Genomic DNA, 21,005 nt, shown 5'->3' with positions numbered 1-21,005 from the left:
GTCTTGGCCAACGCGCCTGTGTCAGGTCAATAGCGCAGCACTGCGGTAAGCCCGCGCCAATCAGCTGACAGCACGCCGGGAAGCTGCGCCGGAGCGTCGGCGAAGAGGATTTCCTGCGTGATCAGCCCGTCCAGACGTTCGTCGGCGAGGAGGGCCATCGCGGCCTGGGCGCGCCTGGCGTAGTCCCATCGGGAACGGCGCGAAGGTGAGACCTGCCCAACCTGCGAGGAGACGATCTGCAATCGCTTGGAATGGAAGGTGCCGCCGAGCGGGGCGGGCACAACGCCCTCGCCATACCAGCTCAGCTCGACGATGCGGGCCTCGAAACCGGCCGCTGCTATCGCCGTGGCAAGCCCTGGCGCCGAGGCGCTGGCATGGAAGACGAGATCGGCGTTCTCGGGGGCGGCGCCGGGCCGGGCGAAACCGAAGCCGAGCTGTTCCGCCAGCGTCGCGCGGCCGGGGTCGATATCGACCAGGGTCACATCGGCACCGGGCATCCGCGCCGCAATCCAGGCAACCAGCAGGCCGAGCACGCCGCCGCCGACGACGACGATGCGGTCGCCGGGACCTGATGCGGCATCCCAATGCGCGTTCAGCGCTGTTTCCATATTGGCGGCGAGCACCGCGCGGCGAGCAGGAACGGCATCGGGCACAACCGTTAGGCGTTCGCGCGGCGCCACGAAATGGCTCTGATGCGGATGGAGGCAGAACACCGTCTTGCCAATGATATCGGCCGGCCCGTCTTCAACCAGCCCGACGGCACAATAGCCATATCTGACCGGGAACGGGAACGCTCCTTCCTGGAAGGGCGCGCGCATGCGCTCGTGCTCGGACGGCGGCACGCGCCCCTCGAATACCAGGCGCTCGGTGCCACGGCTGATGCCGCTCCAGAGCGTGCGAACAAGGCAATCACCCGGTCCCACCGGGGGCACCGTAACGGTGTTCAGGGCGCATTCACGCGGCGCCACATACCAGAGGCCCATCGCCGTCGAACTTGCGCCGGCTGCGAATGCCGGCTTTAGCTCCTGCGCCATGTTGAGCAGACCCTCGCCTTGCACCATCGCATGACGGAAACCGCCATGAACCAGCGCCCCGCTCCGACCACGTTCCAGCCGGCGGCGCAAGAGGCAGGCGATGCGCTGCCGGGGCTAACCCCCGCCGGGCTGCAGACGATCGGCGTGCTGCGGGCCCGCCGACTGCTGGTTCTCGTGCTCAATCTCGTCACGCTCGCCGGCCTTCTCTTCGGGGTGTCGCGGGTGCTGGGAGCGGGCGGCTGGACGCTTGCCGATATGGTGATCTTCGTCGCCTTCCTGTTCGGCGCTCCCTGGACCGTGCTCGGCTTCTGGAATGCTGCAATCGGGCTCTGGCTGCTGCATGGCGTCGAGGACGGGCGCGAGCAGGTTGCGCCGTTCGCCGCTGACGGCGATGTCGCGACACCGTTGGCGGTTCGCACTGCAGTCTTGATGACCCTTCGCAACGAGGACCCCGCGCGGGCCTTCCGTCGCCTGCGCGTGGTCAAGCAAAGCCTTGACGCGACAGGGCAGGGCGGCTGGTACGACTATTTCGTGCTCTCCGACAGCAATGATCCTCGTGTCGCCGCTGCGGAGGAGGCGCTCGCCGAGGGGTGGGCGAGCGAGCTCGGCGAGAGCGGCCGGGTGACCTATCGCCGCCGGACCGACAATGCCGGCTTCAAGGCCGGCAATGTCCGTGAATTCTGCGAGCGCTGGGGCGATCGCTACGAGCTGATGCTGCCGCTCGACGCCGACAGCGTGATGTCGGGCGAGGCGATCGTCAGGCTGACCCGCATGATGCAGGCCCATCCGCGGCTCGGCATCCTGCAGAGCCTTGTTGTCGGCATGCCGAGCAGGTCGGCCTTCGCTCGGATCTTCCAATTCGGCATGCGTCACGGCATGCGCCCTTACACGATGGGCTCGGCCTGGTGGATCGGCGAGTGCGGGCCCTTCTGGGGGCACAACGCCATGGTGCGGATCGCGCCCTTCCGCGATGAATGCCATCTGCCCGTGCTGCCTGGCGGCCCGCCGCTGGGCGGGGCGGTGATGAGCCATGACCAGGTCGAGGCGACCCTGATGCGCCGCGCCGGCTATGAGGTGCGCGTGTTGCCGGAGGAGATGGGAAGCTGGGAGGAGAACCCCCCGACCATGCTCGAATTCGCCAAGCGCGATCTGCGCTGGTGCCTGGGCAACCTGCAATATCTCAAGCTGCTCGATCTGCCGGGCCTGAAGCCGATGAGTCGCTTCCAGCTCGTCTGGGCGATCCTGATGTTCCTCGGCCTGCCTGCCTGGACGCTGATGATCGCGTTGCTGCCCTGGAAGGTGCTCGAGGATGGCAATATCGCCGGATACCCGGCGGGGCTCGCGGCTTTCCTCTACGTGATGTTCTTCACGATGTATCTCTCGCCCAAGCTGGCGGGCTTTGCCGATATCCTGCTGACCAGAGGAGGCACGAAGCGTTACGGCGGCACGGGCCGTTTCATCGCCTCGTCGCTGATCGAGATCATCTTTGCCTTCCTGCAGGGAGCGGTCTCGACCTTCCGCACGACGCTGTTCATGATCGGCCTAGCCTTCGGGCGAGCGAAGATCGGCTGGAACGGCCAATCGCGCGACGCACACGCGTTGTCCTTTGCGACGGCATTCGCAGGTTTGTGGCCGCATCTGCTTTTCGGGCTCTATATCTTCGTTACGCTCGCCATCTTGTCGCCAGCGGTGCTGCTCTGGTCGCTGCCGCTGACTGCCGGCTATGTGCTGGCGATTCCCTTTGCCATGCTGACCGCCGCACCGGCGCTAGGCGAATGGTTCGTCGCCCGCGGTCTCTGCGGTATCCCTGAGGATTTCGATGCTCCGGCCGAACTCGTCGCCATCCAGGCGGAGACGCACGCGTGACGGGGGTGGCCTATCCCAAGGGTACGGCCAAGGCGATTGCGCGCTCGCTCAGGGTCTATCATCGTGATCGTGAACGCCACGCGGCAATGGATGCGCTCTATGCAAGTTTCCTGAAGCCCGGCGATCTCGCTTTCGATATCGGAGCCCATGTCGGCGACCGGATTTCCTCCTTCCGTCGGCTCGGTGCGCGGGTTGTTGCGCTGGAGCCGCAACCCGGCCCGGCGCGCGCCATTCGCCTCATTCACGGTCGGGATCCGAATGTCACTCTGGTACAGGCCGCCTGTGGCGACCGGGCCGGCACTGTGACGCTCAGGATCAACAGTGCAAATCCGACCGTCTCGACCGTCTCCGAGCAGTTTGTCGGTGCCGCCCACGGCGCCGAGGGCTGGGCAGACCAGGTCTGGGATCGCGAGATCACGGTGCCCTGCACGACGCTCGATGCTCTGATCTCGCGCTATGGCGAGCCCGCCTTCATCAAGATCGATGTCGAGGGTTTCGAGGCCAATGTCCTTGCCGGGCTCTCGCGGCGGGTGCCGGTGATCTCGTTCGAGTTCACCACGATCCAGCGCGATGTCGCTGAGGGCTGCCTCGCGCTGCTCGAGACTATGGGGCCGTACCGCTTCAACGTTGCACTCGGTGAAAGCCAGTTCCTTGAACTCTCCGAGGAGGCCAGCGCCGAAGCAATGGGCGGCTACCTGCGTGATTTGCCGCATTCGGCGAACTCTGGCGATGTCTACGCTATCCTGCAGGGCTGAGCAGCGGGCATCGTCGCATTGCTCAAACTGCCGGCCCCCCGCCGGACCAGCACCGCTGCCGCAAGGAGACGAGCCGGCCCGGATGCCTGCCCTTCGTCGCCGCCAGGACGCCGAGGACGGAGTGGACCAGCCCGATGAGGAGCATCAGGGCTCCGGCCAGCAGAAGTTGTATTTGCACGCGTTCCCCGATGGCGCGAGTCAGCCGTGAACCACTGCCTGTCATCGGTTGAAACGACCGCCTGCTGAGCCTCCGTCTCTGCAGGCGCATGCTTTCATCGACTGCCCGCACGCCCTAAGAGGGAACCAGCCAGCTTGCATTCATCAGGCCTTCGCCATGCTGGCGTCGAAAGCCGTTTTCGAAGGATGGTCATGTTCAGCCTCGCCCGCCCAATCGCTCTCTCGCTCTCTCTCCTGCTTCTCGCCGCGCCGGTGCACGCCGCGGGCGATGTCGCTGTCGAGGTGAAGAACGAGTCGGAGCCGGTGCTTTGCGCCGAGAAGGACAACGTCACGATCAAGGCGATCTCGCCTGAAGTGCGGCGGTTCCAGATCGAGGCGGCACATCCGGCCTATATCGCCGGGCTGGTCCGCGATAACTGGGACGCTGACTGGACCGCCTGCGATATGACCGGCGACCCCGTCTTCACCGCGCCGACACCGCCGCGCCGGGTCACCTTCTACGAGAGCATCGATTATTGGCTCGTCGGTTACACCTTCCCGACCTTCTGGCGGCCGTCGGACACCACTTTCAAGGTTGGAGACCGGGTCGAGAAGGGCCTGCATCTCGTGCAGCTCTGGAAGCTCGGCAAGGACAAATCCTATGAAGTCCTCGTAGTCTATCCGCAGGACGGCTACTGGCGCGCCCGGCCGATGCCGCCGCAACATCTCGGCTTCTCCTCCTACGGCTCATCCTTCCTGTTCGGACCGATCGAACAGGATGGCGCACGGCCGGTGGTGAACATCAAGGAGATCGAGTTCGACCCGAAGACGACCTCCTTCAAGATGAACTTCAAGGATGGCTCGGCTGCGACGCTCAAGCTCGACAGCGTCGACGAGAACCGCATGGTGCTGGATGCCGTGCTCGACAAGCCGGTTACCGGCGGCAAGGCCTTTGTGGCGCTGCGCTCGATGTACGTCACCGAGTTCAACAACGACGTCGCCCGCATCGCCATACGCGAGCCCGGAGCCAAGGGCTGGCGCGAGGAACTGCTGATGCCCTTCAGCGGCGGCAAGGCGAGCGATATCTGGATGGGCCGCACGACCCACTCGCGTCACAATACCTCTTCGCCGGACATGGTCTTCCGCAATTTCTCCACGGATCCGAACCCGCCGGTGGCGCCTGCCAAGAAATAGCAGTGCTCCCGCGCTCCCTCGCGATGTCGCCGGGGCTTGCTGGTCATCCGGGCTGACTTCGCGACGAGGAGGCTGATCTCCCATCGGAACGCAAAGCGCCTCTGTTGCGTTCTCACATGACGCAGCGCGTGCGGCCCGATAGGTTGGCGCGCGTATCGTTTGCCTGAGGATGCCATGCCGCGTTTTGCCGCCAATCTGTCGATGATGTTCAACGAGTGGGAGTTCCTCGACCGCTTCAAGGCGGCCGCGGAAGCTGGCTTCGAGGGCGTGGAGTTCCTGTTCCCCTATGAACACCCGGTCGAGCAGGTGAGCCTTGCGCTCGCGGGGGCTGAACTCGAGCAGGCGCTGTTCAATCTGCCGCCGGGCGACTGGGCCAAGGGCGAGCGCGGCATGGCCGCCATTCCGGGCCGGGAGGCGGAATTCCGCGCCTCCGTCGAAACCGCGTTGACCTATGCGCATGCCACCGGAGTCAAGCGCCTGCATATGATGGCGGGACATGCCGATCCCGGGGATCCCGCAGCCCAGGCGGCGTATCGTGTCTCGCTCGCCTATGCCGCTGACAAGCTCGCCGAGCATGGCATCGATCTGCTGCTCGAGCCGATCAACGGCAAGGATATGCCGGGCTATTTTCTCAATGATTTCGATGCGGCCGCGGCTTATGTCCGCGAGTCCGGGCGGCCCAATGTCAGGCTGCAGTTCGATATGTATCACTGTGAGCTGATCCACGGCGACGTCTCGGGCAAGCTCAAGGCGCTCTATCCGCTGGTCGGCCATGTCCAGATCGCCAGCGCCAATGGCCGCCATGAACCGGACGCGCTCGGCCCGGATTATCCGCGTTTGTTCGCTGAACTCGACTGTCTCGGCTATACTGGCTTTGTCGGCTGCGAGTACCGGCCAAGGGCCGGGACGCTCGAGGGGCTAGGCTGGTTCTCCGACTGGAAAAAGCAGGCCTGAGCGATGCGCGCCGAGCCCTTTGCCTACCCGGTCCTCGTTGCTGATATTGGCGGGACCAATTCCCGCCTTTCGCTCGTGCAGCACGCCGGCGCACGGCCTGAGCCGCTGGCGCGTATCCAGACCGGCAGTTATCCGACACCAGATGCAGCGCTGGCCTCGGTTCTGGCATCTCTCGATCCACGCCCTCGCTCGGCGGTTCTTGCGGTTGCAGGGCCGCTCGATGGACGTACTGCCCAGCTGACCAATGCCAATTGGCATTTCGACGGGCCTGGCATGGCCGCCGAGCTTGGGCTGGTGCAGGGGCTGCTGGTGAATGATTTCGAGGCGCTCGCCGCCTCGCTCGCTGTCTTGAAGCCGCAGGACATGGTCACCTTGGTGCCGGGGCAGCCCGAGGCGGAGGGAGTGCGCCTCGTGCTCGGACCCGGGACCGGCTTTGGTGCGGCAGCTCTGGTCAGCCGGAATGGCAGGGGCGCATTGATCCCGACCGAGGCCGGGCATATCGGCGTCGGGCCCGAGGATCAGGCGGAGGAGAAGATCTGGCCGGCGCTGGCGGCCGGTCTGCCGCGCGTCACGGTCGAGGCGCTCTTGAGCGGTGATGGCCTGGTGCGCCTGCATCGCGCCATCGCCAGCGAAACAGGCATGGAGGAGGCGCGGGTCAGCGCCGCTGATGTGACGACACTGGCGCTCGACGGCAACCCTGCCGCGCTGATGGCGGTCATCCGCTTCTGGCGCTTGCTGGCGCGTGTTGCCGGCGATCTCGCCCTTATCTTCAAGGCGACCGGTGGCGTCTATATCGCCGGCGGAATCGTGCCGCGCCTCCTGCCGCTCGCGGGGAATGCCGCGCTTCATGCCATGTTCAATGGCAAGCCGCCGATGGAGGAACTTGCGGCGCGCTTCGCCCTGCACGTCATCACGGCACCGGACGCTGCCGAGCAGGGGCTTGCAGCCATTGCGGAATCTCCGGCCCGCTTTGGTCTCGACGACAAAGCCCGATTGTGGTTTCCGTGAACGGCGGGTAGCAGCTACGCTTCGCGATCAGCGCAGAGCGCCGCATTCTCTCGTCAGGGCTTTTCCGCTCCTTGTCCCAGCTCTATGGCATCCAGGTTCTGCGCGCCTTCGCGGCATTCATGGTCGCCGTGCATCACGTCCAGCCGGACGCGCTTGCTTTGGCCCAGCGCTCGGGTGCGAGTTTCACGCCCTCCCATCTCGTGCCCTGGATGGCTGGCGTCGATATCTTCTTCGTCGTCTCCGGCTTCATCATGGTGCATGCGTCCGGCGAACTCTTTGGTCGCAAGGATGCGCCTCGCCTGTTCCTGACGCGCCGGCTTGCCCGCATCGTGCCGCTCTACTGGGCGGCGACGACGCTGTTCCTGCTGGCGGGATTGCTGCTCCCCGGTGCGCTCAATTCGGCTGCGCCCGATCTCGGGCAAATTCTGGCATCCTATCTGTTCTGGCCGGCCGTCTCATCTGCCGGTCTCGTCCAGCCCGTCTACTCGCTCGGCTGGACACTGAACTACGAGATGCTGTTCTACGTGCTGTTTGGCGCAGCGCTCCTCCTGCCGCGGGCCGCAGTGGTCCTGGTGGTGACGCTGGCGCTCGCGGTGCTGGTTGCGACCGAGGCTCTGTCTGGCCCCCTGCCATTGCCATTCGGCTTCTGGGGGCAGCCGATCGTGCTGGAATTCGCCGCCGGGATGGGGTTGGCCCTGTTGAGGCGGCAGGGCTTTCGGCTCTCGGGTGGGCCGCGCTGGCTCGTTGCTGTCCTGGGCGTCGCAATCCTGCTGCTGGCAGCCTGGCTTCCCGGGGCAGACACGCCCTGGATGTCCTTCCTGCTGCGGGGATCGGCTGCCATGCTCCTGGTCGCGGCGGCGTCATCCGGCAGCGGCAATTCGGCACCATCGGCCCTGGTTCGCGGCCTTGCCGGTCTCGGCGATGCATCCTACGCGCTCTATCTCGTTCACCCATTTGCGATCCGGGCGCTTCGCGAGATCTTTGCACGTGTGGCTCCCGGCTGGCCCGGCCTCTATGTCCTGACGGCACTCAGCGCCTCGGTGATCGCTTCGGTGCTGATCTATCGCTGGTTCGAGCGACCGGCGACGCGCTGGCTCAGGAAGCGGCTTGAGGCCTAATCGCGCTGCCGTTTCAGGCGCATTCCCTTCAAAGACTGGCCGACGATGCCGCCGGCCTTACGCCTCTCCTCGCGCTTGGCGACAATCGCCGTGACATCCTCCGGCTGCGGAAAATAGCCCCGCTCCATGACTTCGAGCGTGTATTCCTCATAGGTCAGGCCGAGCTCCTCGGCCCGCTCCTGACGTCGCAAAGCGATAGCGGGCGGCTTCTTCCAGGCCTTGCGCGACGCAAAGCGCCAGTCGAAATAGCGTCCGATCTCGCCCTTGCCCCATTCCGGCTGGCGTTGGGCCGTGTCTTCGAGCGGCGGGCCGCCATTGTCGCCGATCCTGGCATTGCGGGCTCTGCGGGAAGGAGGGCGGGTCACGGCGCTCTGTCCATTAAGGGATACGTTTTGTATCCTATAATGGATATTGCATTGCGCAAGGGGCCGTGACGCCGTGGCGGAGTGACAGGCCGGGCGTGCCAGTCTATCCCGACCGCTCGACAATCAACGGGTATCGAATGGCTCCTCTGCTCCACCTGCGCGACGTCGCCCTGACCTTTGGCGGCCAGCCCCTGCTCGAAAGCGCGGAGATCGCAGTATCGCCGGGCGAGCGGGTCTGCCTGGTCGGCCGAAACGGCTCGGGCAAGTCGACGCTGCTCAAGATCGCGGCCGGGCTGGTCGAGCCCGACAGCGCCGAGCGCTTCCTGCAGCCGGGGGCGACTGTCCGCTACCTGCCGCAGGAGCCGGATTTCACCGGCTACAGGACGTCGCTTGCTTATGTCGAGGCTGGCCTCGGCCCTGGCGACGATGCCTACCGCGCCCGTTATCTCGTGGAGGAGCTGGGCCTGACCGGCGATGAGGACCCGGCCACCATGTCGGGCGGCGAGTCTCGTCGTGCGGCGCTGGCGCGTGTGTTGGCGCCGGAGCCCGACATCCTGTTGCTCGACGAACCGACCAACCATCTCGACCTGCCGGTGATCGAGTGGCTTGAACAGGAGTTGAAGTCGCTGCGCTCCGCCATGGTCCTGATCAGCCACGACCGGCGCTTTCTGACCTCGCTTTCGCGCGCGACGATCTGGCTCGATCGCGGCCAGACGCGGCGCATGGATCGTGGTTTTGGCGAATTCGAGGCCTGGCGTGACGAGGTGCTGGCGCAGGAGGAACTCGACCGGCACAAGCTCGACCGCAAGATCGCGCGCGAGGAGGACTGGCTGCGCTACGGCGTCAGCGCACGTCGCACACGCAACCAACGCCGCCTCGGCGATCTCCATGCGCTGCGCGACCAGCGCCGCACGGCGCGCGGGGCGGTCGGTTCAATCCGGCTCGAGGCCAGCGAGGCCCAGATGTCGGGCAAGCTGGTGATCGAGGCGATCGACGTCGCCAAGGCCTATGACGACAATGTTGTGGTCAAGAATCTCTCGCTGCGCGTGGCGCGCGGCGACCGGATCGGCATCGTCGGACCGAATGGCGCTGGCAAGACCACGCTGATCAACCTGTTGACCGGAGGGCTGCAGCCGGATTCCGGCAAGATCAAGCTCGGCGTCTCACTCGAAATGGTGACGCTCGACCAACGCCGTGAAAGCCTCGACCCGGCGACGCCACTCGGCGATGCTCTGACTGGCGGCGGCTCCGACCAGGTCATGGTCGGCGGGCAGCCGCGCCATGTCATCAGCTACATGAAGGACTTCCTGTTCCAGCCGATCCAGCGCGGCACGCCGGTTGGAGCGCTCTCGGGGGGCGAGCGCGGGCGGCTGATGCTGGCACGGGCCCTGGCAAAGCCATCGAACCTGCTGGTCCTGGACGAGCCGACCAACGATCTCGATCTCGAAACGCTGGACCTGCTCCAGGAGTTGCTGGCGGACTACCAGGGGACGGTGCTGCTGGTCAGCCATGACCGCGACTTCATCGACCGTGTGGTTTCCGCGACGCTGATCTCGGATGGGGACGGAATCTGGACCGAGTTTGCCGGTGGCTATTCCGACATGCTTGCGCAGCGTGGCCGCGGCGTCGGCGCGAAGGCGCGTGCTGTGGCGGAGAAGGCCGTTGCTCCAGCCGCCAAGCCGGCTGCTGCCGCGACGGTGGCATCCAGCAAGCGGAAGCTCTCCTTCAACGAGAAGCACGCACTGGAGACGCTGCCGAAGCGCATCGAGGCCCTTCAGGGGGAGGCCGCCAAGCTCAACACGGCTGTCTCCGGCGATCTTTACACGCGCGATCCCAAGCTCTTTGCCAAGGCAACGGCCCGGTTGGACGAGGTCACTCGCGAGATCCACCAGGCCGAAGAGCGCTGGCTGGAGCTCGAGATGCTGCGTGAGGAGATCGGCTAGACCCAGGGTCCTCCGGCCTGTCTGTCGTGCGATCGGGCCGGCCATAGGATTTCGGTATCCGGGCAATCGCAAAAACGCATTTTTGGCCGGCCGCAAATCGTCCCAATGTCATCACCTCAAAGAAGATCACGAGGAAACAGCATGAGACTGAAGGGCAAGACCGCGCTGGTTACCGGCGCTGCGCAAGGGTTCGGCTTCGGCATCGCCGAAACCTTCGTGCGGGAGGGCGCGCGGGTGGCTGTACTCGATATCAATCGCGAGAAGGCGCAGGAGGCGGCAAAGGCGATCGGCCGCAAGGCCTTTGCCGTCGCGTGCGATGTCGGCAAGGGAAAGAGCGTCGATGCGGCGGTCGCGAAGGTGATCACCCGGCTCGGCAGGCTGGATATCGTCGTCAACAATGCCGGCATCAGCCACCGTAACCAGCCAATGCTTGACGTCTCGGAAGCGGAGTTCGACCGCGTCTTCGACGTCAACGTGAAGTCGATCTACCTGATGGCCAAGGCGGTCGTGCCCCATTTCCGCGAGCATGGCGGCGGGGTGATCCTCAATATCGGATCGACTGCGGGCTTGCGTCCGCGCCCCGGGCTGACCTGGTACAACGGCTCCAAGGGGGCCGCGAACCTGCTCTCGAAGTCGATGGCCGTCGAACTCGCGCCTGACCGCATCCGTGTCAATGCGATCGCGCCTGTTGCCGGCGAGACGCCCCTGCTTGCGACCTTTATGGGGGAGGACACTCCCGAGAAGCGCAAGGCTTTCACCAGCACGATTCCCTGGGGCCGTTTTTCGACGCCGCAGGACATTGCCAACGCGGCGCTCTTCCTATGCTCCGACGAGTCGGAAATGGTGACGGGCAGCGTGCTTGCGGTGGATGGTGGCCGCTGCGTTTGAGCGGTTCCTCTGCCAGACCTCTGAAGGGCGCCGCCATGCGGCGCCCTTTGTCATTGCGCCGCGGCTCTCTCCATGGAGAGCGGGGCGTCAAACCGGCTTGGCGTGAAGCGCAATTTCCTGACGCATCCTGACGGTGCCGTCGGGCTCGAAGCCACGTTGCTCGACGCTGATCGAAGGAGCCTTGGCATCGCCCTCGATCTTGATGAGATGCCAGCTCGCCATTTCGCCATGACCGAGCGGCCCGATCGAGGCCGAGGGCACGCCGACGATGGGGATATCGTGATCCGGCCCCGGCCGCCAGGCGAGTGAGAAGCGGTGGTTATGGCCGTGCAGGACGAGGTCGGCCCCCTTGCGTCTCAGCATCGACTCGAAAGCATCAGCATCGAGCAATTCGCGGGTGCGCCGCGCGCCGCCGAGATAGGGCGGATGATGGATGAGCACGACGCGGATCAACCCGGCCGCCTTGGCCCGGTCGAGGAGAATCTCCGCCTTGGCGATCTGCTCGCGCCCGACGCGGCCCGTCGCCATCAGAGGCAATGTCGGAATGCCGGTGTTCAACCCGATGAGCGCGACCGGCCCGCGCTCGCGATACCAGGGATACCCGATCGTGCCATCATCGCTGCTGGACCATGGGCCCAGCAGGGTCGCGAGTGGCTTTAGCGAGGAACGGGCATAGGCATCGTGATTGCCCGGCACGAAGCTGACATCGGTGCGCGCACCCAGCGTGTCGAGAAAGGTGACCGCGGTCTTGAATTCGTTGGGAAGGCCGATATGGGCGACATCGCCGGTGCAGGCGACATGATCCGGCGCCTGCGCGCGGATATCCGCGACGATCAGCGCCAGGATTTCCATGTCATGGGCGTGCCGGCGCTTGCGGCGCCAGTTGACATAGCCGGTCGCGCGCTTGCCGAGCAGCTGATGCAGTGAAAACTCGGCAAGCGGGCCGAGATGCGGGTCGGACAGGTGCGCGATCTTGAACACGCCCTGCGCTTGCCCTCAGAGCATGCAGCCGTCAAGCGCATCCGCGCGTCGGCTCGCCTCAATCCGTTCCCGAACCCGATCAGGTTCGAGCCCAAGGACTCAGTTGAACGAGACGGTGAGTTCCGAAACGATGCGCGGGTCGGTGAGGGTGAGGGCGGGCTTCCAGACGAAAGCGCGCTTGGCCCGGAGGCGAGCGGTGATGAAAGCGAGAAGCATTGTGGTAACCCCAGCGGTGATGGCGGTGGTTTCTACCTGCTTTGCGGCGCGTTTGTGACGTAACGGCAGTACAAACGGTGGTCTGTTATGCGTTATTTGCATAGGCAAATACGCGGTAGATGAGAGGAGCGCGAGGCGTGTCGCATGGGCCCGACCCCAAAACTGGCGGCGGAACAGGGCATGCCCGCGAGCCGCGCCCCATCTCGAGGCCCGTTCGCCGGCTGCTGCATCTGTATTTCTGGCTGACACGCGGCATGACGCTGGGCGTGCGCGCGGCAGTGCTCAGGGATGAGCGCGAGGTCCTGCTGGTGCGCCATACCTACACGCCGGGGTGGCATCTGCCGGGCGGCGGGGTGGAGACCGGCGAGACTTTGCGAGACGCGCTCGACAAGGAACTGCGTGAAGAGACGCTCGTCAGGCTGACCGGCCCGCCGCAACTTCATGGCGTCTTCTTCAACCGAACGGTGTCGCGCCGCGATCATGTCGCGATCTTCGTGGTACGCGAGTTTGTTGTGGACGGTATCAGGCAACCGGATCGCGAAATTGCCGAGGCCCGTTTCTTTCCGCTCGACGCGTTGCCGGACACCACCACAGCGGGAACCCGCCGCAGGCTCGACGAGATATTCGGCAGGCGTCAGCTTACTGCCGATTGGTGAGATCGGTTCCTGCGGGAGAGTGTGCGTGCTTAGGCTCGCCTCTCGCCAACCATGATCTCGACGCAAACAGTCCACGGCGTCGCCGATCCTCTCATCCGCCAGCCCTTCGCCCTGCCATCAGCGCTCGCGAAGCGAGACACGAAACAGCTCGTCATTTCCAACATGGACGCCCGCCCGTGCCTCTGCTACAGGCGATTCATGGCTGACCGGCAAGACCTCTCCATCCTGCGACGACCGGCGCGCTGAGCGCGCCCTTCCGCTCGGCTGCTTCACGGCGCCTGAGCCTCTTGCCCCGCTGCCCGTTCGCAGGTTTGCCGACGCCATGACTTCGCTTCCCCTGACCATTCGCCACGAACTCCCCGCCGATCATGCCGCCATCGAGCGCCTGCACGAGCGCGCCTTCGGTCCCGGCCGCTTTGCCCGCACGGCATTTCGCCTGCGCGAGGGCGTGCCGCAGGACCCGGCGCTATCCTTCGCCTCGCATGTCGGAACCTTCCTGGTCGGCTCGGTGCGGGTGACCCGCGTCTCGGCGGGTGGGCAGCCGGCGCTGATGCTGGGGCCGCTTACCGTGGATCCTGCCTTCGAGGGACGCGGTATCGGCGCTGCCCTGATGAACGCTTCGATCGAAGCCTCGCGGGCGGCCGGACACGACCTCATCATGCTGGTGGGGGATGCGCCCTATTATGCCCGCTTCGGTTTCAAGCCGATCCCGCCGAGCCAGCTGACCTTACCGGGACCGGCCAATCCCGCCCGCTTCCTCGCGCTCGAACTGGTCGAGGGCGTGCTGGCCAGGCGCAGCGGGGCGGTCATGGCGTTGCGTCCGGGCTCCGCCTGAAGCGCCGGCCGGTCTCGCCGAGCCAGCCGGCCACCAGAGCGCCAAATAGCAGCGCGAGGCCGATCAGCCCGATGAACACAGGCGAAATCGAAACGCCGCGCACGATGCCGGAATCGCTGATGCGCAGGCCGATCCAGTCCGCACCAGCGAACTGACTGCCCGAACGGACCGGAACGATGCGCGGCACGGACACGCTCGAGCCGCTGTCCTGGCCGATCCGGCGGGAGGAGCCGCCCGTCGCCTCGGCAAGCTGCTGAAGCTTCGCCGGGTCGCTGACGACCTCCATGAGTTCGCGCGGGTTCTCCGGGCCGACACTGGCAAAGGCCGTCAGATTATCCCCTGAGATGCGATGCAGGCCGAATTCGGTGGTCGGGACGCGGGCGCTGAAGATGCCGGGCCGTCCGGCTTCCAGCTGAACCGTGCGCGACGTGCCATTGGGGTCGGTGACGACAATCGGGGAGGGGGCGTCGCCGAGCGTCTGGCGCTCGATCTCGATGGTGCGGCCGCGGGCGGTTGCGCGGAGCGCCTCTTCCTCGAGTTCGGGTTCCTTCATCAGCCAGTGGCCGAGGCGGCGCAGCAGGTCGAGATGCGGGCCGCCATCGCGGAAGCCTCGAGCCCAGAGCCAGGCATGATCGGAGAGGAAAAGCGCAACGCGCCCCTTCTGCTCACGGCTGAGCATGAGCAACGGTCTGTCACCCGGCCCGGTCATGATGGTCGAGCCCGTGCGGGCGCGGGCGCCGACCATGCGCAGCCACTCGCCCCAGCGCGGCGGCTCGACCTCCGAACCGGGGAGGTCGCGGGTGACCGGGTGGCGGCGGCCGGGTTCGCTGACGCGGGCGCGATAGGCCTCGTCGATGACGCTGCCATCGGGCAGGGCGGGCAGGATCTGTCCGAGCGGGGTTCGTGCAAGCGATTGCGAGCCGGAATACTCCGGACCGGCGGCGACCAGCAGGGCGCCACCCTCGCGCACATAGCGGACGATGTTGTCGAAGTAGAGCAGCGGCAGGATCGACTGGTTGGCGTAGCGGTCGAAGATGATCAGGTCGAATTCCTTGATCTTGACCTGGAACAGCTCGCGCGTTGGAAAGGCGATCAGCGAAAGCTCGTTGATCGGCGTGCCGTCCTGCTTCTCCGGCGGGCGCAGGATCGTGAAATGGACGAGGTCGACATTGGCGTCGGCCTTGAGCAGGTTGCGCCAGGTCCGTTCGCCGGGATGCGGCTCTCCGGAGACCAGCAGCACGCGCAGCTTGTCGCGCACGCCCTCGATCGTGATGACGGCGCGATTATTGGCAAGCGTGAGCTCGTTATCGAGCGGTGCCGCCTCAATCTCGACGACATTGGGCCCGCCGCGGTCGATCCGAACCGGCACCTGCACGATCTGACCCGAGGTGACCTCTCGGCGAGCGACGATCTCGCCGTCGCGGCGGATCGTCAGCCCGGCGCGGCCGGGGCCGCCCTTGTCGACGACGCGCAGGCGAATGACCTGATCCTTGCCGACGATGCCGAAGCGCGGCGCATCGACAAGCACGATCCGGCGGTCGATCTCGGCGTTCCGGCCGGTCGTGAGAATGTGCAGCGGTGCCTTGAGACCCAGGGCCTCGGCATTGGGAGGAGCGTCATGAGCGAGGCCGTCGGTGATGACGATGGCGCCGGCGACGCGCTCCGATGGGACATCCGCGATGCTTGCGGCCAACGCCTCGAAGAGACGGGTCCCGTCGCCCGAGCCCTGCATGTCGGTGACGTCGACGATGCGTGGCTCGACGCCCGGAACGCCGCGCAATTGCCGTTCGACATCGGCCAGGGCGGCTTCGGTCTGCGCGGTCCGGTCGGCGAGGCGGTTCGAGCCGGAGCGATCGACCAGCACCGAGACGACGTCCTTGACCGGTTCTCTGTCCTCGAAGACGAGTGACGGGTCGGCCAGCGTGAGCGTCAGCACGATCAGCGCGAGCGCGCGCAGGATGGCGCTGCGGCCGGCGAGGACGAGCGCGGCGCCGGCAGCGAGAGCAGCCAGCAACACGAGCCCGATCAGCAGTGGCAGAGGCACGAGCGGGGCGAAGGAGAGGCTCCACATGGTCTATTGCCCCAGACGCTCGAGCAGGGCCGGCACATGGACCTGGTCGGCCTTGTAGTTGCCGGTGAGCGCGTACATCACGAGATTGACGCCGGCGCGGAGCGCCATTTCGCGCTGGCGGGGATCGGAGCCGGACACCGGTACCAGCCCTTCGCCGCGGCGATTCACGGCCCAGGCCGAGGCAAGATCGTTCGAGGTGATGACGATCGGCGAGACGCTGTCGCCGGCCCGCGCCGGCCGACGCCCGTCTTCGCCGGCGGGCGGCAGGATCTCGACCCAGGTCGTGCCGGTGTCATAGCGACCGACGAAACCGTCGAGGATGTAGAAGGTCTTGGTCAGCACGTGGTCGCGCGGGATCGGTTCGAGCTCGGGAATGTCCAGCGTCTGCAGCATCCGCTTGAGCTGATCGCCCTCGGGCGTGCTGCCCCCATCCGGGCGGGCGCTCATGGCATCGCGCGTATCGAAGATCACGAGCCCGCCGCCCTTCATATAGGCTTCGAGCTTGCGCAGGGTTTCGGGCGCCGGAATCGGGCGCCCGGCGACCACCGGCCAGTAGAGGATCGGGAAGAAGGCGAGCTCGTCGCGGGCTGGGTCGAGGCCGACCGCTTCGCCGGGTTCGAGTGCCGTGCGTGCGCCGAGCACGATATTGAGGCCTGCAAGCCCCGCCTTCGACATGTCATCGACCGCCTTGTCGCCGGTCAGGACATAGGCGAGGCGGGTGACCGCACCTGCGGCGAAAAGTTCGTGCGGGATCGGCGGGCGGGTGTCCTCCGGTGCCGCCGGGACAGGTTGGGCCAGGGCCGGCGCGGCCGAAAGGGCGGCGGCCAGCGCCAGCCCAAGCAGGAGCGCGGCGGCAGCAGCCTTGCCAGCGCGCGTCACGCGCAGTCGACCGCCGAGCCAGAGCGTCGCCAGCGTGTCGAGGATCAGCAGCAGCAGCGCGATGACCAGGAGCTGGGGCCGGATGTCCTGCGCGACCGGCTTGTCGATCGGCAGGATCGGCGCGCCGAGCGAGGCCAGATCGAGCGCGTGCAGCGTGTCGGCGGGAGCCAAGGCATTGACCGCGAGCGAACCGTCGGCCGGGCCGTAGATGCCGGGGGGGTGGGCCAGGGTGGCACGTCCGGTGAAGGTCCGCGGTACCGGTTGAGCCGTAGCCGGTGGTGCGCGGAAGGAGCCCTTGCCGTCCAGCACGCGGGTCGGCGAGAGCGTCTCGACCTTGGCATCCTCGGCCTGGGCCTCGGCCGGGCCTGTTCCGGCCAGCGCCACCACCTTGCGCAGCATCTCGACGAAGAGGCCCGACAGCGGCAGGTTCGACCAGGTGGTGTCGGCGGTGACATGCATCATGGCGATCACGCCATCGCCGCGGCGTTCGCCGGTGACCACAGGCGTGCCGTCTTCGAGCGCAGCCCAGGTCTTGCGTGCAAGATCCGCATCGGGCTCGGCCAGAATCTGGCGATTGACGCGGACGTCGTCGCTGATCTGCGTGCCGAAGAACGGACTCTCCCGGGTGAAGGGGGCGAGCTTGCGCGGAGTGTCCCATGAGAGGCCGCCGCCGAGCGTGCGCCCTCCGCGGCGCAGCCGCACGGGTGTCAGCTCGTCGGAGGCGGTGGCGAGGCGCACGCCGGCAAAGCGCAAGAGAACACCGCCTCGCTCGACGAAACTGCTGATCTTCGTCGCCGTCTCCGGGTCGAGGGCGCCGATATCCGCGAGAACGAGGACCGAGAGGTTTTGCGCGAGCAACTCGCCGACGGGGTCGTTCGAGCCCGGGCGCGGTTCGCGGATCTCTGCGAAGGGCGAGAGGGCGCGCGAGACGTAATAGGTTGGAGACAGCAAGGGCTGCGCCGTATCGGTGGTCGTTCCGGACACGATACCGACGCGGCGCCGTTTGGCGCGGTCGTCGAGCAGCGCCACTGCACCCGCGCTTGGTTCGCCCACGACCTCAAGCCGCGAAACGGCATTGCGCACCTCGATCGGAAGGGTGAGCCGGGCCACCGTCTGCGTTTCCGTTGGGCCAAAGCCGAATGGAGCATCCCCCAGTGGCAGGCCCTTCAGATCGAGTGCGCGAACCTGGCCGCTCGCGGGGGCGCTGGTGGCTGGCCGAAGCACCTTGACCGTCAGCGCGCCGGAGAGGTTCTCTGCTGCCGTCAGCGCCAGCTGGTCGGCGGGGATGGCGTGGATGGAAAGCCGACGTGCATCGGCTTCCTGCTTCAGGCGCGCCAGGAAGGCGCCTTCGTCGGTCAGGCCGAGCCCGTCGGAGACCCAGACGATTTCGGCGTCAGGCGTGGCGCGGAGAAAGGCCTCGATCCGGGGCAATTGGGTGGTGCGGTCGGGCGCGTGCGGCTGCAAGGCCAACGCACGCAGCTTGTCGAGCGCCGCGCGCGGCTCCGACAGCGTGACCTCGCCCGGCGTTTCCGCGAGCCCGACGATCGCCACCGCACGTCCCTCGCGGCCTGCAGCATTGACCCGCGACTCCGCCAGCGCCACACGCTCGGGCCAGTCGGTCGCCGCGCCGAAGCCGTTGTCGATCAGGAGCAGCACGGGCCCGCGCGTGGGCGCCGTTGCGACCGGTGGGTTCCAGACCGGGCCGGCAACGGCGATGATGGCGAGTGCCGCAATGGCCATCCGCAATGCCAACAACCACCAAGGTGTATGCGCCGGCATTTCACGCTTGGCGATCAGGTCGGCCATGATCTTGAGCGGTGGGAAATCGATGCGGCGCGGGCGTGGCGGCGTTACCCGCAGGATCAGCCAAAGCGCTGGCAGCAGCGCAAGCGCGGTCAGCGCGAGCGGGGCGGAGAAGGCGATGGGCAGCTGCGTCAGCATCGTTGGCGCCCTCCTAGCGGCCCTGGCCGCCGCGCGACGCGGCGATCAGGCTCGCAATCCGGAGTACGCCTTCGCTGGCGGGCCGGTCGGTCCGATGCAGGGTCAGCGTCCAGCCCGCCTTGCGGCAAGCCTCCCGAATGATCTCGCGATGGGCTTCGAGGCGCCGGCGATATTCCTCTCCCCAGGCCCCGGCATCGCCGACGCGCAGAGTGAGGCCGTCTTCGAGGTCGAAGAGCTCGGCCTGGCCGCTGAAGGGGAACGTCTCTTCGATCGGATCGGCGATCAGCAGGATATGGCCGCGCGCGCCGCTGCTCGCCATGGTCGCGATGCGCTTGGCCAGGGACTGCGCCGGCGAAAGTCCGTCGGTGATGATGATGGCGTCGGCCAGGCGTGGAAGCGGCGCGTCCGGCGGCAAATCGGCGGTCTCGCCCTTGCGGTCGATCACGAGCGCTTGTGCCAAGGTCTCGACGATACGTCGCGAGGCGAGCGCCCGCGTCAGGCCGAGATGCCCGACCCGCTCGCCGCCTTCGACCAGGGTTTCGGCCAGGGCGAAGCCGGCCACAAGCGCGCGGTCGACCTTGGAGGCCATGGCGAGCGACGAGGAAAAGCCCATCGAGGCCGAGCGGTCGATCCAGAGCCAGATCGCATGCGAGGCCTCCCATTCGCGCTCGCGGACGAAGAGATGGCCGTCGCGCGCCGAGCGGCGCCAGTCGATGCGTGACGCGGCCTCACCGGTCACCAGAGGGCGGTACTGCCAGAATGTCTCGCCGGGGCCGGCGCGCCTGCGGCCGTGGATGCCATGCACGCTGGCCGAGACGCGCCGGGCCTCGAGGATCAGGCGCGGCAGGCGCGCCGCGAGATCGAGGGAAGCCTTCAGGACCGGCGGGGCCGGCTGGCGTTCGGATGGGCCGAGGACGCGCGTGCGCAGCATCACTGAAGTCCCTATCCCAATCGTTCCACGAGCCTCGCGATGACGCTCTCGACCGTCTCGCCATCGGCGCGTGCAGCGAAGGTGAGCGCAATACGGTGCTTGAGCACGGGGGTGGCGAGCGCAACGACGTCATCCACGGACGGTGCGAGCCGGCCTTCGACGAGCGCGCGGGCGCGGGCGGCAAGCGTCAGGGCCTGGCTGGCGCGCGGGCCGGGGCCCCAGGCAAGCTTGCTGGTCAGCGCCGGATCGCCATCGCCGGGGCGAGCCGAGCGCACCAGATCGAGAATCGCATCGACGACGTTCTCGCCAACCGGCAGGCGACGTACGAGGCGCTGTGTCGACATCAGCGTCTCTGCCGTCATTGCCTGGACCGGCTTGTGCTCGGTGGCACCGGTGGTCTCGAGCAAGATGCGCCGCTCGGCCTCGCGGTCGGGGTAGCCGACGTCGATCTCGAGCAGGAAGCGGTCTAGCTGGGCTTCCGGCAGCGGATAGGTGCCTTCCTGCTCGATCGGGTTCTGGGTTGCCAGCACGTGGAAGGGCGCAGGCAGGTCGTAGCGTTCACCGGCGACGGTGACGTGATGCTCCTGCATCGCCTGCAGCAGCGCCGACTGCGTACGCGGGCTGGCGCGGTTGATCTCGTCGGCCATCAGCAGCTGGGCAAAGACCGGCCCCTTGATGAAGCGGAAATGGCGCTTGCCGTCGACGCTCTCGTCGAGCACCTCGGAGCCGAGAATGTCGGAGGGCATCAGGTCCGGCGTGAATTGCACGCGTCTCGCGCTCAGGCCGAGGACCGTACCCATCGCCTCGACCAGCTTGGTCTTGGCAAGGCCGGGCACGCCGACGAGCAGACCGTGGCCACCGGCGAGCAAGGTGATCAGCGAAAGGTCGACCACCTCCTGCTGCCCGAAAATGACCTGGCCGATCTCGCGGCGGGCGGCGCCGATGGCGCCGAGCGCAGCTTCGGCCGCTTCGACGATCCCGGTATCGAGATTGACGGGCTGACCGGCCTCGCTCTTGCCATCCGTCGCACGGACTTGCGCCACCATGTCGATCTCCTTCACCCTCGTCGTCGCGCCTTGCGCTGCTTTACGCCCCGCAAGCTTCCCGAACCGATGACTGTGGACGGGCTATCCAACGGGCTCAAGGGGCTACAGGCTCTGGTGCACAGAACTCGGCTTCACGATTATGTAGAGTTCAAGGCGAAACGGGTCATG

General features: G+C 66.7%; 17 protein-coding genes. 10 read left to right on the top strand and 7 right to left on the bottom strand.

From position 1 onward, the window contains the following. Positions 1–26: 26 nt before the first annotated feature. Complete coding sequence (locus tag AC1DW9_RS01875; protein WP_476775229.1) at positions 27–1,034, bottom strand: zinc-dependent alcohol dehydrogenase; 1,008 nt, start codon at positions 1,032–1,034, stop codon at positions 27–29. 45 nt (positions 1,035–1,079) lie between these two features. Here AC1DW9_RS01875 and mdoH point away from each other — a divergent pair, with 45 nt between their 5' ends. The 6 genes from mdoH to AC1DW9_RS01845 all read left to right on the top strand — a co-directional run bounded on the left by mdoH (position 1,080) and on the right by AC1DW9_RS01845 (position 8,085). Then, positions 1,080–2,900, top strand: a complete 1,821-nt coding sequence (mdoH, locus tag AC1DW9_RS01870) for a glucans biosynthesis glucosyltransferase MdoH (RefSeq protein ID WP_476855011.1) — start codon at positions 1,080–1,082, stop codon at positions 2,898–2,900. Further along, complete coding sequence (locus AC1DW9_RS01865) at positions 2,897–3,655, top strand: FkbM family methyltransferase (protein WP_476775227.1); 759 nt, start codon at positions 2,897–2,899, stop codon at positions 3,653–3,655. The genes mdoH and AC1DW9_RS01865 overlap by 4 nt, the downstream gene beginning before the upstream one ends. A 369-nt stretch (positions 3,656–4,024) precedes the next feature. Continuing rightward, the gene (locus AC1DW9_RS01860; protein WP_476775226.1) at positions 4,025–5,005 is read left to right on the top strand and encodes a hypothetical protein; all 981 of its coding nucleotides are present in this window, start codon (positions 4,025–4,027) and stop codon (positions 5,003–5,005) included. A gap of 174 nt (positions 5,006–5,179) precedes the next feature. Next, the gene (gene otnI / locus AC1DW9_RS01855) at positions 5,180–5,959 is read left to right on the top strand and encodes a 2-oxo-tetronate isomerase (protein ID WP_476775225.1); all 780 of its coding nucleotides are present in this window, start codon (positions 5,180–5,182) and stop codon (positions 5,957–5,959) included. Positions 5,960–5,962: 3 nt separating this feature from the next. Next, entirely contained in the window at positions 5,963–6,967 is a 1,005-nt protein-coding gene (locus AC1DW9_RS01850; protein WP_441489536.1) for a glucokinase, read from the top strand. A 71-nt stretch (positions 6,968–7,038) separates the two neighbouring features. After that, the gene (locus AC1DW9_RS01845) at positions 7,039–8,085 is read left to right on the top strand and encodes an acyltransferase family protein (protein WP_476775224.1); all 1,047 of its coding nucleotides are present in this window, start codon (positions 7,039–7,041) and stop codon (positions 8,083–8,085) included. Here the strand turns inward: AC1DW9_RS01845 and AC1DW9_RS01840 are convergent. Continuing rightward, positions 8,082–8,450, bottom strand: coding sequence for a hypothetical protein (locus tag AC1DW9_RS01840; RefSeq protein WP_476775223.1), 369 nt, complete (start codon positions 8,448–8,450; stop codon positions 8,082–8,084). The genes AC1DW9_RS01845 and AC1DW9_RS01840 overlap by 4 nt on opposite strands. Before the next feature lie 137 nt (positions 8,451–8,587). Between AC1DW9_RS01840 and AC1DW9_RS01835 the strand changes: the two genes are divergently transcribed. Beyond that, on the top strand, positions 8,588–10,393 hold the full coding sequence (locus tag AC1DW9_RS01835; RefSeq protein WP_476775222.1) for an ABC-F family ATP-binding cassette domain-containing protein: 1,806 nt from the start codon (positions 8,588–8,590) through the stop codon (positions 10,391–10,393). Between the two features lie 141 nt (positions 10,394–10,534). Continuing rightward, on the top strand, positions 10,535–11,281 hold the full coding sequence (locus AC1DW9_RS01830; RefSeq protein ID WP_113510863.1) for a glucose 1-dehydrogenase: 747 nt from the start codon (positions 10,535–10,537) through the stop codon (positions 11,279–11,281). 87 nt (positions 11,282–11,368) lie between these two features. Here AC1DW9_RS01830 and AC1DW9_RS01825 read toward each other — a convergent pair whose 3' ends face one another. After that, positions 11,369–12,262 carry a metallophosphoesterase family protein gene (locus AC1DW9_RS01825; RefSeq protein ID WP_441505165.1) on the bottom strand — a complete coding sequence of 298 codons (894 nt, stop codon included), beginning with the start codon at positions 12,260–12,262 and terminating at the stop codon, positions 11,369–11,371. Positions 12,263–12,732: 470 nt separating this feature from the next. Here AC1DW9_RS01825 and AC1DW9_RS01820 point away from each other — a divergent pair, with 470 nt between their 5' ends. Both AC1DW9_RS01820 and AC1DW9_RS01815 read left to right on the top strand, forming a co-directional pair. Continuing rightward, entirely contained in the window at positions 12,733–13,134 is a 402-nt protein-coding gene (locus AC1DW9_RS01820; RefSeq protein WP_441489531.1) for an NUDIX domain-containing protein, read from the top strand. Between the two features lie 322 nt (positions 13,135–13,456). Further along, on the top strand, positions 13,457–13,969 hold the full coding sequence (locus AC1DW9_RS01815) for a GNAT family N-acetyltransferase (protein ID WP_476775221.1): 513 nt from the start codon (positions 13,457–13,459) through the stop codon (positions 13,967–13,969). Here the strand turns inward: AC1DW9_RS01815 and AC1DW9_RS01810 are convergent. From AC1DW9_RS01810 to AC1DW9_RS01795, 4 genes are read right to left on the bottom strand one after another with little or no spacing between them, the layout of a single operon-like run. Further along, positions 13,941–16,040 (bottom strand): hypothetical protein, encoded by a 2,100-nt coding sequence (locus tag AC1DW9_RS01810; RefSeq protein WP_476775220.1) that lies wholly within the window; start codon positions 16,038–16,040, stop codon positions 13,941–13,943. The two genes, AC1DW9_RS01815 and AC1DW9_RS01810, sit on opposite strands and share 29 nt — an antisense overlap. Positions 16,041–16,043: 3 nt before the next feature. Then, positions 16,044–18,860, bottom strand: a complete 2,817-nt coding sequence (locus tag AC1DW9_RS01805) for a DUF4159 domain-containing protein (protein ID WP_476775219.1) — start codon at positions 18,858–18,860, stop codon at positions 16,044–16,046. 13 nt (positions 18,861–18,873) lie between these two features. Beyond that, entirely contained in the window at positions 18,874–19,791 is a 918-nt protein-coding gene (locus AC1DW9_RS01800; RefSeq protein WP_441489527.1) for a DUF58 domain-containing protein, read from the bottom strand. A gap of 11 nt (positions 19,792–19,802) precedes the next feature. Then, the gene (locus AC1DW9_RS01795; RefSeq protein ID WP_441489526.1) at positions 19,803–20,837 is read right to left on the bottom strand and encodes an AAA family ATPase; all 1,035 of its coding nucleotides are present in this window, start codon (positions 20,835–20,837) and stop codon (positions 19,803–19,805) included. Positions 20,838–21,005 lie beyond the last annotated feature (168 nt).

This window comes from Allobosea sp. P4_E12, assembly GCF_056401655.1.
This window is presented reverse-complemented; position numbering and strand designations above follow the sequence as displayed.